Below are 17,022 nucleotides of genomic sequence, written 5' to 3' on the forward strand. Positions count from 1 at the left end.
GGACAGGTGGTGAGGAGGTACGATGGTGTGTTGCGTGGCTGTGTGGTGGTATGTTGCGTGGCTGTGCGATGGTGTGTTGCGTGGCTGTGTGCTAATCCATTGATCGGGCGGATGGCGATTCCGGATGACCGGCCGGTGTAGCGAGGCGATCATGAACCGACACGGGCATCTGAGACTGGCGGCGTCGACGGTATCGAACTGCCGCCGGTGATGTCGACGGTTCCCCGCCCGTCAGCTGCTTCGAGACGTCGAAACGATTTTGAGACCACCGGTATAAACGGGCGGTATGCTCGATTTGATCCCGAACGACCCCGTGATCATCGGAATGGTGGTGCTCCTCCTTTCGTTGATCTTCTTCCTGTATCTCCTGTTGCGACGCACCGTCCTCGAGTTCCGCGACGGAATGGATCGTCGCTGAGGCGAGACTCACAGTTGCGTTCGTCGCTCGAGAATCCGCGTTCAGCACGTGATGACTTGAGAATCCGAGTCCAGCACGAGTGTGGCGACAGTGACGAATTCTCGCGTCCTGTTCACCCCTCGAAGCCAGCGTCGTCCATCACGGCTGCGAACTCCTCGCTGTCGAGGACCGACTCGTAGACGATAGCGGTGGCCATTCCGCCGGGGTAGGATCCCTCGTTCGTCACGTGGTGTACCTTGTGACAGTGTGCAGGGTAGATGCCTGGATCGGAATCGGCCTCGAACTCGAGGGTGTAGCGCTCGGCGGGGCTGATGTTGATCACGTCCTCTTTGTACTGGGCGGCCTCCGGGATGGGGCTGCCGTCTTTCTCGACGACCGTGAACCGGTGGCCGTGGGTGTGGAACGGGTGTGACTCGTAGCCAGCGTTCACGATGTGGAGACGAACGGTGTCGCCCTCATTGACGATGAACGGGGAGCCGTCCTCGGGGTGGAACGTCGAGGGGGCGCTACGGCCGTTGATCGTGTACAGGTTGGGGTTGCGATCGGTGGCGTTGTAGTCGACGTCGGCACCGGCGTAGCGCTCGTGGAGGCGGCTGTCCCACTCCCTGAGCGTGAGGAAGTACTCCCGGTCGGGTGCCTCGTAGTCTTCGGGGTCGACGCGGAGAATGCCGTACATTCCCATATCGAGGTGGGTATCGGTCTCAACGTGGCAGTGATAGAAGTGGGTGCCGGGGACGTCGCCTTCAAGTTCGTAGGTGTGCTCCTCGTCGGGGTTGACCTGCATGCGCGTCGAGACCGGTGCACCGTCGTCGTGCCAGACCTTGCTGACGGCGTGGACGTGTACCGTGTGCGGGTGGTTGTGTTTGGAGTTCTCGAACGTCAACTCGAACGTCTTGCCCTCATCCATCCGGTAGATAGGGCCGGGTACGCTTGGCTCGAGGTCGTCGGCCTGCCAGGCCCAGACTTCAGGAAGTTCGACCGAGCCCCCGTGTGCGTCCGCGGTGACGATTTCGTGACGGGCGGGAACGGTTCGAAGCGTCGAACGGTGATTCTGCTCGGCCAGGTCGACTACCTGCGGTGGTGCCGTATAGGCGTAGTCCGTGAGCGGGCCGTCGTCCTCATCCTCGTCCTCGTTCGAGTCGCCGGAGCCAGTCTGAGCGGGCTCTGACGGTTGCTCGTCGTCCATCCAGCCGAGACAGCCGGCTGCGGCACCGAGAATACCTGCGCCAGCGGTTCCGAGGAGTGCGCGACGGTGCAGCCGGTGGGTCGAATTCGAATCGTCGTGGGACATGAGTTACCTGATGCTTCGAACGGTGACACCAAGGTATATCCAGCCCGTTCCCACGAAGTGGGAAAATGGGTTGCGTGACAATGGCACACGCTCCGATAGTCGCGATGGTTGCTACCGGTGTGTTGTGAAGCGCCTCGAGAACGGTGTCGACGATCCGCATCGAAAACGGCGTCGATAGTGACGTCTGCTGGCTCAGATTCCCTTGCTCATCAGGTGACTGCGCAACACGTCCGCGTCCTTGTTTCCGGTACCGGTGTTGACGATGACGACCGTCGCATCGTCGTCGAACTCCCCACGAGCCCCGAGTTCCCAGGCACCACTCGCCGCGGCCGCACACGTCGGTGCCATCTCGAGGCCCTCGCCTTTCGCGACGGCGATGGCGGCCTCGAGGATCTCCTCGTCGTCGGTGGCGACGGCGCCACCGCCGCTCTCCCGAAGGGCCTCGAGTATCCACGGACTGGCGCCGGGGTCGGGAATCTCGATCCCGCCACAGATCGTGTCGGGATACTCGACGGGGTCGTGTCGATCCTTCCCCTGTTCGAAGGCCTCGACGATGGGTTGACAGCCGGTTGCCTGGGCGGCGTAGAACGCAGGGACGTCGTCAATGAGCCCGAGGTCACGGTACTCCTGGGCGGCCTTGTACATCCCGACCAGACCGACGCCGCCGCCAGTGGGGTAGACGATGGCGTCCGGCACCGCCCACTCGAGCTGTTCGACGATTTCGTACAGCATCGTCTTCTTCCCTTCGTGACGGTAGGGCGTCACGAACGTCTTCACCGAGTACCAGTCGTCGTGTTCGCCCATCGCGTCCTCGTAGGCTGCGCCGGCGTCGCCGATTCGGCCGCCGACGACGGTCATCTCGCCGCCGTGGACGTTCACCATCGCCTTGTTCGTGAAGCCCGATCGGGCCGGGAGAAACACGTGGGAGTCGATATCAGCGCGGCCGGCGTAGGCGGCCGCGGCCTGCCCGGCGTTGCCCGCCGAGGCGAGGGCGACGTCGTTCGCGCCGTGTTGACTCGCCGCTGTCATCGTGACGGTCTGACCGCGATCCTTGAAGGTTCCCGTCGGGTTCCGGCCCTCGTCTTTGATCAACACGCGACTGACGCCTAACTCTTCGGCCAGCTTTTCGCACTCGACCAGTGCCGTCGCACCCTCGTCCATCGTCACCGCCGACGCGCGCGGAAACGGCAACAGCTCTTCGTAGCGCCACATCGAGTCGAACGGGCGCGCCTCGAACGTCTCCCGATCGAGATCGATCGCGTCGTAGTCGTAGCGCGGATCGAGAATCCCGTCACAGTCGGGACAGCGGTGGGTACCGGTTTCGGCGTCGAACGTGGCCCCACAGTCGATGCACTCGAGTCCGGTGAACGCGTCGGTGGTCTCCATACTGCCCTCTTGTGAGGGGGAGACCAAATTCCTGTCCATTGGCGGAGTCGGTTCTGCATGTCGAGGGTTCTACCAACGATACACTTATTGAAGCTATATACTATAAAAACTAAAGTAAAGGATGCTTGGTAGCCCACTGCGTGAGAACAGAAAAACCGAGTCTCGGCTCCTCCTTCGGTCAGGACAGGCCGTCCACTACAGCCGCCCACACCGACTCGAGGTAGCCACCAAGCGTTTCGTTGCGATCGGTGTAGGGCCGATGCCTTTGTCGCTCTCGCCCGAAGGACGAGTATGACACCGCAACGGAACCCCACTGTCGCCGTAGTCGGCGGCGGACTCGCCGGTCTCGTCGCTGCCCGTCACCTGGCTGCCGCCGGCGTCGACGCCACACTCTACGAGCGACGGGACGAGGTCGGCGGCCGCGTCCGTACGCTCGAGCGAGACGGATATCGGTTCGACCGTGGCTTTCAGGTACTGTTCACCGACTATCCGGCGGTTCGGGCGGAACTCGACCTTGAGGCACTGGCCCTTCGGCCGTTCGCACCGGGAGCGGTTATCGCCCGCGACGGCCACCGATCGACCCTGTCGGATCCACTTCGCGACCCGAGGGCGTTGCCCGCAACGCTGCTCAATCGCGACGTGACGCTCGGCGACAAACTGCGCGTCCTCCGGCTCAGGCGGCGACTGGCGGGAACCGATCCCGAGACGATCTTCACGGGGGAGGACACCACCATCCGCGAGTATCTCCACGCACAGGGCTTTTCACAGCGGTTCATCACCCATTTTGCCGCCCCCTTCTACGGCGGCATCACCCTCGATCGCTCCCTCTCGACGTCGAAACGGGTGTTCGAGTACACCTTCCGGACGCTCTCGAGCGGATCGATCGCCGTCCCGGCGGCCGGAATGGGGGCGATACCGGCCCAGATCGCCGACCGAGCGCGTACAGCCGGCGCACGGATCGAGACCGGGGTGACCGTCACAGCCGTCGATGCGAAGGACGACGGCGATGGTGATGGCGACGGCGATATCGATGACGAGAGCGTCACGTACACGCTCGAGGGAGCCACCGATGCAACCGCCGACGCCGTCGTCGTCGCCACCGACCCGCCGACGGCCCGCGAACTCACGAGTCTCGAGTCGATCCCCACAGCAGGCAAGGGCTGTCTCACCCAGTTCTACGCCATGCCAAAGAGGACGGATCTCGAGAGCGGCGGTCGACTGATTCTCAACGCGGACGACGACGCCGGCCCGAACCACGTCGTTCCTCACAGCGAGGTCGCTCCCGAGTACGCCCCCGACGATGCCTCGCTGATCAGCGCGACGTATCTCGCCTGGCCCAACGACGGAGACGGGACGCCCGACGACACCGACGAGATAACCGACGACGAGACGCTGTTCGAGCGTACACGCGCGACTCTCGCCGCCTGGTATCCCGAGCGACGGTTCGGCGACCTCGAGCCCGTCCACACCGAACGGGTGCCGTTCGCCCAGTTCGCTCAGCCGCCGGGGATTCACGATCGATTGCCGTCGGTGTGCGACCCGGACGGGGCGGTGTATCTGGCAGGTGACTATACCCAGTGGTCGTCGATCCAGGGCGCACTCGAGAGCGGGCGGGTTGCGGCGAGCGCCGTGATACGGGATCTCGAGTGAGTCTAGAAAGCCGAGTGCGCTACAACAGTCGTCGACTCTTGCCGAGGGGCGGAAACCACAGCACCGACGCCGATGATTCGTCCCGAACCCCCGGCGCCATCGCGTCTGCGTCTCGAATCAGTGGTGACTGAAAGTCTCGGACTCGGTGATTGTTCACCGTCGCTCCGGCCGCGCTCCTGGTAAAGGCGGGGAGCATCAACACGTCCGCACCCCGGTAGACGTTCTCGCCGTAGAGAAAACAGGGAAGTTTTCGACCGCCGATCGAGAGCGCCGGGTGGTCGTGGCCGACGATGTAGCGCCTGGGTTGGGGCTGGGGTTCGGGGTCGTCGTCTCCCTCGAGCACTGGCCGCTCGTGGCCGTGACAGACCACCGTCTCGCCGTCGGCCAGCCGGTAACACTCGGCCGTCTGCCCGGCGTAGACGGTCTCGAGCATCGAATCGTGATTCCCGGGCGTGACCACGAGGTCGGCGTCAGCGTCCGCGACGGCGCGCTCGAGACGCGTGACGTCCCAGTCGACACCCTCGGGGACGCTCGAGAACGCGTGTAACAGGTCACCGGCGACGACGACCGTCGTCGGGGCCGTTTGCGCCAGAAGCGTCTCGAGTCGGGCGAGAACGTCCCCGCCGTCGTCGATCGGGGCGTCGACTGCCGAGGCGGCGGCCCGCCCCAGGTGGAGGTCGGCCACGACCAGGGTCTCGGCTGCGGGGACGTAGACGGCACGCTCGAGGAACTCGATCGGCACGTCGACGGCGAAGGTGGTGTCGTCGATCGATCGACTCTCGTCCCCCTCGCCGTCAGTCATCGTCCGCCGGGGCTGGTGCCTCCGGGTCACCCACCTCGTCGTGATCGAGCGCATCGGCCAGATCGTACTCGTTGCCGGTGAGTACGAACAGCGCCTCCTCGAGCGGCTCGAGCACCTCGGGGAGGATGCGGATCACGAGGTAGGTGATGCCGACGAGGGCGACGATCGAGAGCGACTGGGCGATGAAGTTGTGGGCGACGAGAAACGAGGTGCGGCTTTCGGGTGCACCCATGAACGTCGTCGTGATGTAGATAAGTGAGTCGTACTGGAACCAGCCGTATGGAGAGGCGAGCGCGATGAACACGTTCCGGACGAGGTTGAGGAACCAGATGACGCCGATGGCGGCCACGAACGCGGTTGCCTTCCGCCGGAGCGGGGCCTTTACAGCCGCGATCAGCCCGCCGAAGATCGCCATGCTTCCGATGCCCGTACAGGCGAGGACGATGTAGGTCGTCCGGCCGGTGACGGTTTCGTCGGGATCGAAGTCAAAGCGGCTCTGGTAGCCGTTGGCCCCTTCGTTGATGCCCGGGCTGTATCCGAACAGTTCCATACCGAAATGCGCCTGGGCGGCCGTCGTCTCGATCAGCCACTGGCGGGCGAACGGAATCGTCTCGACGGGGAGGTAGATGATCCCCATCAGCGCTACGGCTTTCGAGAGCAACAACAGCGACGTGCGTCCACGGTACAGCAGATAGCCCGTATACGTACACAGCGGGAGCGCCGCCAGGCTCAGTATCGTCTGAATCGGGCTCTGGGCGTCGGCGTAGTAGTACGGCGCCATCGTCAGCCAGAAGATGCCGAAGACGACCCAGGCGCCGGCGGCCAGATATCGGGCGGCATCCGTCCGGTCGCGCCACCACAGTCCCATCGCGAGGACGAACGCACCGATCGCGATCCAGGCGAGGGCGTCGGTCGGCGAGATCGGGCCGAGGAGTGCCGGTACCGTCCCAACAGTGGCGACACTCGAGTCGACCCAGGACGTCGACATCGAGATCGAAAGAACCGATTCGGCCGTCTCGAGCGTCTCGAGCGTGGAGGGCGTGGAGGACGGGGAACGCGTGACGGTAGACGACAGGGCCGTCACGGACGAGGAGGACATACTCAGGCGAATTGATGAACTCGGTCGCTATCAACCTGACGCTGTTGTGCTGGGACGGCCAATCGCCGCCGCAACCCCCACAGACCGCGCCATTTTTGGCACTGTCCCGAGAAGGCGGGGGTATGGTCGATGTCCTCGACAACAAGCGGGCGGCCACGCGATTTCGCATCCTCGTCGAGATCGCCGAACGCCAGCCTGCCGTCAGCCAGAGTGAGATCGCCGAGGAAGTCGGCGTGACCAGTCAGGCAGTCAGCGAGTACATCCGGGCGCTCGTCGAGGACGGGTTCGTCGACAAGGAGGGGCGCTCTCGCTACCGCGTCACCAACGAGGGCGTCGACTGGCTCTTTCAGGCCGCCGGCGACGTCCGCCGGTTCGCCGACCACGTCACCGAGGACGTCCTGGGCGCGATGGGCGAGGACGCCGCCATCGCCACCGCTGACCTCGAGACGGGCGCCCCGGTCTCGCTCACCGTGGAGGATGGACTGCTCCACGCCTCCCCCGGTTCCGAGGGACCCGCAACGGGCGTCGCAACGACGGACGCTGCCGCGGGAACCGACGTCGGGGTGACCAGCTTCGAGGGCGTCATCGACCTCGAGCCTGGCTCGGTTACGGTCTGGCAGGTTCCGCCCGTCCGGGCCGGCGGCAGCCAATCGGCCGCAACCGAGGCCATCGTCGACGGCTGTGGCGACGTCGACCTCGTCCTCGCCGCTGGCGTCGAAGCCATCGTGACCCTCGAGCGCGCCGAGATCGATCCGGCGACCACGTTCGCCGTTGGCACCGTCGCCGCTGACGCCGCCGAGAGAGGCCTCGAGGTGGCCGTCGTCGCGACGACCGATGCGGTCGGTCGCGTCACCGACGTGTTGCGAGACGGGGACGTGGCGTACGAAGTGCTCGAGGGCTGAGAACGATTTTGACTATCGAGGCAGTGCGCAGGTTCGAGCCACCGCCAGCATCTCCACCGACGGGTCGGTCACGACGGATTTGGGATCCGCGCTCGCACGATCGCGACAGCGAACGGGATGCCCGTGCGGCCACGGTTGCCTGGATATCGTCGAGAGACGACGACCGATCCCACGGTGTCGTCGTGAAACGGCGACGTGATCCACTCGAGACCGGTCGTTCTAGCAACCTCGAGTTCCACGTATCAATCGATTTGTCGGGATCTGCAGTCACGCCGCGAGTCAGTCGGCGTGCTCGCTCACCGTCGCGTACGCCTCCTGCACCCGTCGGAACGACGCCGTATCGCCGCCGTGGTCGGGATGTACCTGCTTGATTCGCTCGCGGTAGGCCGACCGGACGGCCTCGTGGTCGGCATCGCTCGGGAGCCCGAGCGTCTTGTAGGCCAGCCGAAGTCGCCTCTGCGGATCCATCCGGACGGAATCCGTCGTTGGCTCGGGCTCTGGCACCTCGAATGGCAACCGACCGCCGAGGTGGACGCCCGGCATCTCGTGTTCGACCAGGATGACGTACGTGTCGGTGGTTCGCTGGAGGGTGAAGAACTCCTCGGCGACGAACGTCACCGCCACGTCTCGATCTGGGAGGTAGAACGCGACCGTCACGTCCGTGTCGGGAAGCTGGTACTCCTCGCGGTAGCGCTCGCCGATCGACTGGAGGTACGACCGGATCTCGCCGCGTCTGCGTCCCTCGCTCGAGTATCGGTTCGTGTTCGATTTCCCGTTCCCGTTCCCATCTCCGTTCGCAGTCGTCCCCCTCCCTGGGCCGTAGGAGTCGGGGAACACACGGTTGCCGACGACGAAAATCGCCGTGGCAACGAGACTGAACGCACCGCCGAGAATCAGCCCGGCGAGAACGGCCGGCGGGATTGCCTCGAGGACGCTCGTTGGCACGGGTCGGTGTAGGGTGTCGAGAACAAAGAACTGCTCGCCTCCAGGTGTTCGATCGGCCGAACGTGGCACCGGGAGCCGGGAGTCGGAATCAACCGATATAGCGCAGATCGTCGTCGCTTGGAACCTCCATCGCCTGTTGCTGTTGTTCCATCTCCTGGATCTTGCCGATGACGTCCTCCATCTCGTCTGCACGATCGTCCAGGGAGTCGTACTCGACCTCGAACTCGAGGCGCGCCTCGAGCACGTCCAGAACCGCTCGGGCGCTCTTTGGATCGACGAGGTAGCCGCTGGTTTCGCCCATCAGACAGACGGCGTCGAAGCCACGTTGTTCGCCGAGTCCCAGCAGGAGTCCGGAAACGCCGACGATGCCGCCCGCGGGTTCGTCCTCGCGGAACTCCACGCCCTGTTCCTCGAGCGGCTCGAGCAGCGACTCGTCGGTGACGGCCCCGAGGACGGCGTACTCGTCGATCAGTTCACCTGTCGGGACACCGCCGAGGGCGTACAGCTCACTCGCACCGAACTCCTCGGATATGTCTAAAAACGCGTCCGTGAGCACGTAGTGGCCGGCGTTGGTCTGGGCCTGATGGTCGCCGGTCAACACGAGCATGTCGCGACCCGAGTCGGGCGTCACAGCGTGTATCTCCGCGCACGTCAGACTCGTGACGCCGTCCTCGACGGTTACCTGGGGTGGGAACTCCTGGGAGTAGACGCGCCGAACGAGCGTACTCTCGTCCGCCAGTTCCTCGAGAATGTGGTCGGCGGCGAGTTTGCCCACGTGACCGACGCCGGGAAGTCCCTCGATCAGCACCGGATCCTCGAGGCTGGCCTCGGCAACGGTCTCGATGTCGAGTTCGTCCATACCGTATCAGCGAACGCGACGTTTAAGAGCGCGTCGGTACTCCCCGTGTGCATCGTCGGGATCGAACGGGGCTGGCGCGCTGTTGATGGCATCTGCCCCACACTCGGGACAGGTAACAGAGAGGGTGTAGACCGGACGGTCGTGAGCCGTCTCCCAGTTTGAACAGACGAGAATATCGGATTTCATCGTCGCTGGGGACGCTACTCGTCGTCGGTTCGTCGCTCGCGGTGGTACTCGCCGCTGCCGCCTTCGGATCGAATCGCGTCGATGGCCCGCTCGGCGCTTTCCTCGAGTGCTGCCTCGGCGGTCTTGTAGTTCGGCGCTCGAACCTTGATGCGATATTCTGGGGCACCCACGTAGGTCACCTCGAGTTCGACGCCGTCGGGAATGTCGCCGTTGCCCTCGGCTGCCTCGAGCGCGTTTCGGATGCCGTCGACGCCGCTGGGTGCGGCGTTTTCGAGATCGACGTAGCCCGTCACGTTGACGTACGGTACCGAGACGTTCTCCCGGGCGGTTTCGACGATGGCTTCGAGATCGTCCTCGTCGAGATCGGTGTTCTCGAGGGCTTCGTGGCCGTGAATCGCGGCCTGTTTGAAGCCGTCGTAGAGCGTCCCGTGGGCGGCGAGTAGTTCGTTCGCGATGGCGATGTACTCCTCGTCGTCGATGTCCTCGCCAAAGGCGACTTCCATCCAGTTGTCCGCCTTCTGCTCGTTTTTCCACTCCTGAATCTTGTCCGAGCGCTGGTGATCGTTGACGTCCTTGAGTGAGAGATCGATCTGCTCGTGAGACTCGTCGACGTCGAGGACTTTACAGACGGCAATCTGGCCTTCACGAACGTGGTCGCGGACGTTCTTGATCCAGCCGCTCGCGACCTCGGAGATGTGGATCAAGCCACGCTTGTCCTGGTACTCCTCGAGGTCGACGAAGACGCCGAAGTCCTCGATCTCGTCGATTTTGCCGACGACGAGTTCGCCGGGCTCTGGCCAGCCGCTGTACTTCATCGTGACTCGACGGTCTCGACGATCTCGTGGTCGATCTGGGCTTTGCCGCCGGTCGGAACGGCCAGCGTGGTGCCACAGACGGCACAGGCAACCTCGGAGGCGGCCTTGCCGAAGACGACCTGTTCATTCTCACAGTCACTGCATCGGACGCGGTAGTAGCTTCCTGCCATGTGAATCACTCCTGGAACTCGAGTCGGCCGGCGCGCCATCCCTTGCGGAGGTGAGCCTTGCCACACTCGCTGCATCGGTACTTGAGGTCGGTCTTTTTCGTTGGTTTGTCGCCACTTGGCACCTTCGAGAACTTCCCCGAGTTCCCGATGGTCGAGAGCTGACGGGCTCGCTGTCGGTCGGCAACCTTCTTCATCCCGGTCTGACGGCCGGTTCGAACCTTCTCGACTTCGTGTTCGTGGTGGGACTGGCAGTGCGGGCAGTACGTATTGAATCGACGTGGCATCTGCATGATTAACTCACTTGCAGTGGGCTATGGCACGGCTGTTTAAAACCCGTTTGGTTCGGTTCGACCGACCAGGTCGCTCGAGGAGGTGTGTGAGGGGCACACAAACACCCACAGCGGCCGTATTATTCGTGGGTATCGGTGACCACGACCACTGCCACAGCACTACAAGTGCACCCCGATCCGGGGTGGGGGTGGCTTCGAAGCGCTTAATTCCCCATCGTCCGAATCGTCGCTCATGAAGCGGCTCATCATCCACGGGGATCCGGGCATTCGAAAGGGCGCGGTCATCGAACACGACGGGGAAGAACTGGTTTGCTTCGGCATCAACCGTAACGGTGAGTGGCACGGCCCCGACCGCGTCCAGCTCTGGTGTACCGTCGGCACGGAAGCCGAGTTCGAGGATTTCCAGTACCGGAACTTCACCCCCCACTGGCTCGAGGTCGAACGTGCAGATGCAAGCGAGATCACTGTGATCGAGCCGAAGGGGACGCTGTTCGCCTGATCGCCGCTGTATCGTCTCACTTCGGTGCTCGATAGGTAGCCCTCGGTCTCCGTCGTGCCGTCTCACGCGTTCGTTTTCCGGTTGGTACGGATCGGACAATTACAACGTCTGCGACATCGCCCTGAAGGTCGAACCGACCCGTACCCAGACGCTGTACACCGACAGGCCATCCATAACTAACCCGGCCAGGGTTCACCCGATGGGTAATGTGGCCGTGGGAACACGTGGTCGTCGGCTACCTCGCGTACTCGCTGTTTGCCCACCTGTACTACCGATCGTCGCCGGGTGCGCTCGAGACGATTGCTGTCGTCGTTGCGTCGGTACTCCCGGATTTCATCGACAAACCGCTTGCCTGGGAGTTCGGCGTCTTCGAGAGCGGATACGCGCTCGGTCACTCGGTCTTTTTCGCGGTGCCACTGTGTCTCGTCGTCGGAGTGCTGGCTCGACAGGCTGGTCGGGCCCGGCCGGGACTCGCGTTCGCAATCGGCTATCTACTCCACCTGCCCGCGGACGTAATCCCGATCTATTTCCGACGGGGAACGCTCCCGATCGAACGGATTCTCTGGCCGGTGCGGACGACGCCACCCGATTCGGGGGTGGCGGGATTTCGCGAGCAGTTTCTGACGATGGTCGGCACCTACCGCCACCAGCTCGTCGCCGGTGAGTTATCAAACGTGGAGTGGGTCGGGCTCGGACTGGTCGCGGTGACGGTCGTCCTCTGGCTCGTGGACGGTGCCCCAGTCGCTCGGGAACTGTGTACCGGGAGCGCCCGAGTCGTTCGCCAGTGGGCCGCTCGAGTCAGTAGCTGAAGGGACTGTGGTCGGCTTACGATCAGGTGAGTCTGAGGAACTGGCGATCGTCGGCCACGTCGCTTCTCGCCGGGTATACCACGACGAAATTACCCGCTGTGACCGTCGAGATGCGTTTTGGCAGCGTCATCAGCACCGGGTGCCACCCGACATCGTCCCGGCGTGCACTGACACAGACGACGAGGTCATCCGTCCGAACGACTCGTTCGAGTGTCTCGTAGAGATCGTCCCAGTCGTCGACGGCATCGAACCTGTCCGGAACGTCCGGCTCGACGAGCTGAGAGGCGCGATCGAACTGCTCGGTGGATCCATCGACGACGAGCCCCTGGATCGACACGCCGGTTCGTTCAGCGAGCAGTTTGACGGTGTGAAGCGCTTCGGAAAACCCGTCGTTGTGTTCGATCGAGGGCGGACAGATGAGGACGATTCGTGCCGTCGTATTGAGCGGCTCTCGAACTCTGCCGACGAGGGCGAGCTGTGTGGTTCGGTTCAACACCTGATCGATGATGTGACCGAACGTCCGCTGGGTTCGAGACGGTGCCCCATCCCACCCCATCACGAGCGTCGTAATTTGATTCTCGAGCATCGATCGGACGATTCCGGAGGCAATATTGTGATTTACACGCGTGTGGCGATCGACGTTAACCTCCGCGCCAGCAGCGTACGCGCCAAGTTGCTCGAGGAACGCCTCTGTTTCGGCGATCCTGGCGGACGTCTCGGCACCTGGCCTGACGACCGACACGGTGTGAATCGCCGCTTGTGAACGGGGATCACGAAGAGTAAGCGCGAGGTTGAGCAGAGTCTCTCTGTACTCCGATTCCACCGAGACGGGCACGAGGATTCGTTGTGATCGCTCAGTTGGATCGTACGCCTCGTGATCTCGAGCGCGGACGAGCCCATCACCAGCCCACTCGACGAGCGCCGGACTCACCAGACTCACGACGAGGATCATCAGGACGACGCCATTGATCATGTGTTGGTCGAAGCCGGGCACGCCTGCAGTGAACCCGATCTGGACGATCGCCAGCGCGGCCGCCGCCTGTCCCATCGATAAGCCGGCCATCCCGACGATTTCTTCGTGGGTGTACCCATACGCCCGCCCAGTTACCCAGGCCGCGACGTACTTCGTCACCACGACCATGACGATCAGCGATCCGGCGATGACGAGCGTTTCGATGCCGTCGGCGAGGACGCGGACGTTGACGAGCATTCCGACCGAGAGGAGAAAAAACGGGATGAACAGGGCGTTACCGACGAATTCGATGCGGTTCATCAACGTTCCCGTCTGCGGGATCAGCCGGTTGAGCGCGAGGCCGGCCAGGAACGCACCGATAATGTGCTCGACGCCTGCGAGCGAGGCGAGAAACGCACAGCTAAACAACGTCGCCATCACGAACAGGAACTCGAAGTAGCTCTCTTCGTTGTGGATACGAAAGAACCACCTGGCGATCACGGGGACGAGGAGCCAGACGCCGACGAAAAACGCGGCGAGTCCGACCGCGAGCTGAATCCAAAAGGCTGCATCGAGCGCCCCACCCACGGATGTGACGACGACGGCCAGAACGAGCAACGCCAGCGTGTCCGTGAGGATCGTCCCGCCAACTGTCGCCGTCATGGCTTCGTTCTCGGTGACGCCGAGTCGATTGATGACCGGATACGCGAGCAGCGTGTGTGAAGAAAAGATCGCTGCGAACAGCGAGGCGGCGGCGAGTGAGAGTTCGAGGACGACGATCCCGACGACCGTACCCACGGCCTGGGGAATAACGAACGAGAGGAGTCCGAATACGAGGCTCCGATCCGTGCGTTCGACGAACCGGTTCAGATTGATCTCGAGTGCGGCGACGAACATGAGGTACACGAGGCCAACCTCTCCCAGAAGCTGGATTGTCTCGTCCCGCTCCAGGAGACCGAGTCCATGTGGCCCGATTGCCGCACCGACGAGAATAATGCCGACGATTCCAGGCAACCGGTAGCGCTTGAGTATCAGGGGAGCGACGAGAAAGAGCACCATGGCGAGGCCGAAGATCAGGATCGGATCCTCGAAGGGTGGTGTCAACGGAGCGTCGGTGACCAGGAGTGTTGGCATGCGCCCGGCTATTGCCACACCGGCGAGTACGGTATGTGTGTTCCCCATTTTCAGTAATCGCAGCCACGACTGTGTGATACTGTCACCTGGGTGATGGTGAAAAACCCGCACAGGGCACCCGAATCACAACCCTTAACTACCGTACCGGGTTACGTTGAGCCAGCGGGATGGGATAGCCAGGAGATTCCGGCGGGCTCATAACCCGCAGATCGGTAGTTCAAATCTACCTCCCGCTACTTTTCAGGGATACAACCCGATGAGCGTAGCGAGGAGGCTGTATCCCTGGAAAGCCGATGAGTATTTGAACCAGACGAGACGCGCGCAGCAAACGCGAGCACGTCTCGGCGAGGTTCAAATCTACCTCCCGCTATGTTTTGTCGCGAGCAAATTCGCGAGCGACGGAGATAGCACGAGTAGCTTTGAACTCGACAGCGTGGGTTCGGTTGGTCGTCACGAGATGTTCTACCGCCGTGTCCACAGAGCGATTTTATCACCAGAATGTACGTATCGATATAGTTCGGAATTCGACCTACGGTGAGTGGTCAGGTACTCATCAGGCCAGTGAATTAATCGAGCATTTACGCTAAGTAATGCAGTTTTGGAGCCTCACATCCGTTCAGAACTGGTATGTGATTTCCTCTCAACTGACAACAGTTGTCGTTTGCTTGAAACTCAATACCAAGCCAGTTTCCAGCATGGATTACAAGCAATATTTGTCGGGTGTGGACAAATGGTCGATTCACGGTTTATTTTATTGTGGTACAAAACTCATTACCCTCTCTGATAAAACAGTTCGGAAAGTATTTATGTAGTTAGTCTCTGTATTCTCAATATGCCTCATAAGGACTTACAGGCAACTGGTGTTAATCGACGGAAGGTGCTTTCGCTAGCTGGTGCAGCTGGCGTTGCTGGTATTGCAGGATGTATGGGTGGCAGTGATGACGACGGAAACGGAGACGACGGCAATGGTGTTGGCTCCGATATCGACGATCAGGACGGTGACGTCAGCGAACGTGAGATCCAGCCAGACTGGATTACGCCATCCGGTTCCGAAGCCCAGGATCTGAACCCGCTTCGAATCAACGACACGACCTCCGCCGCACGGCTCACCCCGCTTCTCGACGGCCCATACGGTCTCGACGAGAACGACGAGTTCTACGGCTACTGGTTCGAAGATTACGAGACTGACGACAACCAGACCTGGACATTCTACCTCCGTGACAACCTCGAGTGGGGTAGTGACTACGGCCAGATGACCGCCGATGACTGGGTTTTCCACGTCGAAAACATCGCCCAATACGAGGATAACTGGGCGGGTCACGTGAACCGGTCGAACTGGGACTCCGTTACCGAGGTGACGGCGGTCGACGATACCACTCTCGAGGTGGAGATCGAGGCCCCCGACCCGCTGTTCGTCCGCCAGCCAACGTTCTGGGGAACGCAGATCCTCCCCCAAGCGCTCGTCGAGCCATACTTCGAGGATTACCTCGACGGCAACGAAGACGCCGGGAACGAACTCAACAACGCCGACGCCGTGACGCAGTTCGAATATACTGGCAACCTCGGCCCGTACACGTTCGAAAGCCGATCCATCGAAGACCGGTTCGTCGCCGTTCGTAACGACGATTATTACCTGCGCGGCGAAAACGACGACTGGGAGGACGCACCGTACTTCGAACAGTATACGATCAACATCCTCGAGGAGGAGAGTACCCGTCTGGCGGAGTTCGAGACCCAGGGACTCTCGACGATCGAAATCCCTGCAGACCAGGTCGAGAGTTTCCAGGGCGACGACCGGTTCACGCTCGTCTCCTCGGAAACGCCGTACTGCAGCGTGCAGGTCTACAACCAGCGAGCCAACGGTTGGGAGGAACTTCGCAAACCCGAGATTCGTCGCGCACTCTCGATGGCGATCAACAAAGAGACCATCGCCGACGACATCTACCGTGGCTTCGCGGAGGTCGCCCACACGTTCCAGCCGGAGTACTCCGAGTTCTACGACGACAGCGAAGTCGAACCGGTTGGACAGGGTGACTCCTACGACGTCGCGGAGGCTCGATCCCTGCTCGAGGAGAACCTCAGTGACGGCTACGAGTACGACGGTGATACGCTGCTCGACCCCGACGGGAGCCCGGTCGTCCTGACCTACGTTTACTCGAACGCTTCCGACCTCGTCGAGGACACGGCTCGCTACGTCTCCTCTGAACTCGAGCAACTCGGCATCGAGATCGACGCGACCGGTGTCCCGTTCAACACGATGCTCGAACAGTACGCGATGGTTGCAGAAGACGGCGAACCGCTGGGCATCTTCAACGACCCAGAAGCGGAGGATCCACAGGAACTCACCAGCGCCCGCGAGTGGGATCTGCTGTCCGGAATCGGGTTCAACACGTATCCACGGTCGCCGGCATCGATCGCCGCGTTCTGGACGGCAAGCTCTGGAACGAACTTTTACGGATACGTTCCGGAGGAAGATATCGGGGGCATGATCGAGGAAGGGGCAACCGCTGAGGACTCAGATGAACAGCAAGCGATATTCGCCGAAATCTTCGGCATCCTGAGTCGAGACCTGCCGGTGAACTTCCTGTACTTCCAGGACGACATCTTCGGCTATCAGGAGGAAGTCGTCTTCACCGAGGACCCATCCCCGTCGTGGGGCTACAAGTCCAACAGCTGGTGGATGACCGACGACCCACACAACTAGACGCGAATTACGACGAGGCAGGTGGGCTGATGGTGGCTCATTTGTCGTTTCTTTCCCGTACAACAGACACACCGAAGACTACATACAGTACTACTCAATCAACACATATAT

The 17,022-nt window shown here is 62.1% G+C and carries 17 protein-coding genes and 1 tRNA gene; 7 read left to right on the top strand and 11 right to left on the bottom strand.

Annotation, left to right across the window (positions count from 1 at the left end):
- The first annotated feature begins 286 nt into the window (after nt 1-286).
- Nucleotides 287-418 (top strand): DUF7859 family protein, encoded by a 132-nt coding sequence (locus tag NGM68_RS18165; RefSeq protein ID WP_256469930.1) that lies wholly within the window; start codon nt 287-289, stop codon nt 416-418.
- A gap of 112 nt (nt 419-530) precedes the next feature.
- Here NGM68_RS18165 and NGM68_RS04775 read toward each other — a convergent pair whose 3' ends face one another.
- A complete protein-coding gene (locus NGM68_RS04775) occupies nt 531-1,709 on the bottom strand; it encodes a multicopper oxidase domain-containing protein (RefSeq protein WP_252700506.1) in 1,179 nt (392 codons plus the stop codon).
- Nucleotides 1,710-1,901: 192 nt separating this feature from the next.
- On the bottom strand, nt 1,902-3,095 hold the full coding sequence (locus NGM68_RS04780; protein ID WP_252700507.1) for a threonine synthase: 1,194 nt from the start codon (nt 3,093-3,095) through the stop codon (nt 1,902-1,904).
- Nucleotides 3,096-3,386: 291 nt separating this feature from the next.
- Between NGM68_RS04780 and NGM68_RS04785 the strand changes: the two genes are divergently transcribed.
- Nucleotides 3,387-4,745 (top strand): NAD(P)/FAD-dependent oxidoreductase, encoded by a 1,359-nt coding sequence (locus tag NGM68_RS04785; protein WP_252700508.1) that lies wholly within the window; start codon nt 3,387-3,389, stop codon nt 4,743-4,745.
- A 19-nt stretch (nt 4,746-4,764) separates the two neighbouring features.
- Here NGM68_RS04785 and NGM68_RS04790 read toward each other — a convergent pair whose 3' ends face one another.
- Together NGM68_RS04790 and artA are read right to left on the bottom strand one after the other, a co-directional pair.
- The gene (locus NGM68_RS04790; RefSeq protein WP_252700509.1) at nt 4,765-5,547 is read right to left on the bottom strand and encodes a metallophosphoesterase; all 783 of its coding nucleotides are present in this window, start codon (nt 5,545-5,547) and stop codon (nt 4,765-4,767) included.
- Nucleotides 5,540-6,535 (bottom strand): archaeosortase A, encoded by a 996-nt coding sequence (artA, locus tag NGM68_RS04795; protein ID WP_252701378.1) that lies wholly within the window; start codon nt 6,533-6,535, stop codon nt 5,540-5,542. Before artA ends, NGM68_RS04790 begins: the two co-directional genes overlap by 8 nt.
- A 233-nt stretch (nt 6,536-6,768) precedes the next feature.
- On the opposite strand from artA, the gene NGM68_RS04800 reads away from it, so the two are divergent.
- Complete coding sequence (locus NGM68_RS04800) at nt 6,769-7,548, top strand: DUF7839 domain-containing protein (RefSeq protein WP_252700510.1); 780 nt, start codon at nt 6,769-6,771, stop codon at nt 7,546-7,548.
- Between the two features lie 279 nt (nt 7,549-7,827).
- On the opposite strand, the gene NGM68_RS04805 is transcribed toward NGM68_RS04800, so the two are convergent.
- The 6 genes from NGM68_RS04805 to NGM68_RS04830 all read right to left on the bottom strand — a co-directional run bounded on the left by NGM68_RS04805 (nt 7,828) and on the right by NGM68_RS04830 (nt 10,813).
- Nucleotides 7,828-8,493, bottom strand: coding sequence for a J domain-containing protein (locus tag NGM68_RS04805; protein ID WP_252700511.1), 666 nt, complete (start codon nt 8,491-8,493; stop codon nt 7,828-7,830).
- Nucleotides 8,494-8,581: 88 nt separating this feature from the next.
- A complete protein-coding gene (locus NGM68_RS04810; RefSeq protein ID WP_252700512.1) occupies nt 8,582-9,352 on the bottom strand; it encodes a proteasome assembly chaperone family protein in 771 nt (256 codons plus the stop codon).
- Between the two features lie 6 nt (nt 9,353-9,358).
- Entirely contained in the window at nt 9,359-9,538 is a 180-nt protein-coding gene (locus NGM68_RS04815) for an RNA-protein complex protein Nop10 (RefSeq protein WP_252700513.1), read from the bottom strand.
- A gap of 14 nt (nt 9,539-9,552) precedes the next feature.
- Nucleotides 9,553-10,353: a translation initiation factor IF-2 subunit alpha gene (locus NGM68_RS04820; protein ID WP_252700514.1), complete on the bottom strand. Its 801-nt coding sequence runs from the start codon at nt 10,351-10,353 to the stop codon at nt 9,553-9,555.
- Nucleotides 10,350-10,523 (bottom strand): 30S ribosomal protein S27e, encoded by a 174-nt coding sequence (locus NGM68_RS04825; protein ID WP_252700515.1) that lies wholly within the window; start codon nt 10,521-10,523, stop codon nt 10,350-10,352. The genes NGM68_RS04820 and NGM68_RS04825 overlap by 4 nt, the downstream gene beginning before the upstream one ends.
- A 5-nt stretch (nt 10,524-10,528) precedes the next feature.
- Nucleotides 10,529-10,813, bottom strand: coding sequence for a 50S ribosomal protein L44e (locus tag NGM68_RS04830; protein WP_252700516.1), 285 nt, complete (start codon nt 10,811-10,813; stop codon nt 10,529-10,531).
- Nucleotides 10,814-11,045: 232 nt separating this feature from the next.
- Here NGM68_RS04830 and NGM68_RS04835 point away from each other — a divergent pair, with 232 nt between their 5' ends.
- Both NGM68_RS04835 and NGM68_RS04840 read left to right on the top strand, forming a co-directional pair.
- On the top strand, nt 11,046-11,312 hold the full coding sequence (locus tag NGM68_RS04835; protein WP_252700517.1) for an HAH_0734 family protein: 267 nt from the start codon (nt 11,046-11,048) through the stop codon (nt 11,310-11,312).
- Between the two features lie 206 nt (nt 11,313-11,518).
- Complete coding sequence (locus NGM68_RS04840) at nt 11,519-12,121, top strand: metal-dependent hydrolase (RefSeq protein WP_252700518.1); 603 nt, start codon at nt 11,519-11,521, stop codon at nt 12,119-12,121.
- Between the two features lie 22 nt (nt 12,122-12,143).
- Here the strand turns inward: NGM68_RS04840 and NGM68_RS04845 are convergent, their stop codons facing one another.
- The gene (locus NGM68_RS04845) at nt 12,144-14,207 is read right to left on the bottom strand and encodes a cation:proton antiporter (RefSeq protein ID WP_252700519.1); all 2,064 of its coding nucleotides are present in this window, start codon (nt 14,205-14,207) and stop codon (nt 12,144-12,146) included.
- A gap of 161 nt (nt 14,208-14,368) precedes the next feature.
- Here NGM68_RS04845 and NGM68_RS04850 point away from each other — a divergent pair.
- A tRNA-Met gene (locus NGM68_RS04850) sits at nt 14,369-14,443 on the top strand.
- A 689-nt stretch (nt 14,444-15,132) separates the two neighbouring features.
- Nucleotides 15,133-16,911, top strand: a complete 1,779-nt coding sequence (locus NGM68_RS04855) for an ABC transporter substrate-binding protein (protein WP_252700520.1) — start codon at nt 15,133-15,135, stop codon at nt 16,909-16,911.
- Nucleotides 16,912-17,022 lie beyond the last annotated feature (111 nt).

The sequence above is a fragment of the Natronosalvus vescus genome, assembly GCF_023973145.1.
Taxonomy (GTDB): domain Archaea; phylum Halobacteriota; class Halobacteria; order Halobacteriales; family Natrialbaceae; genus Natronosalvus; species Natronosalvus vescus.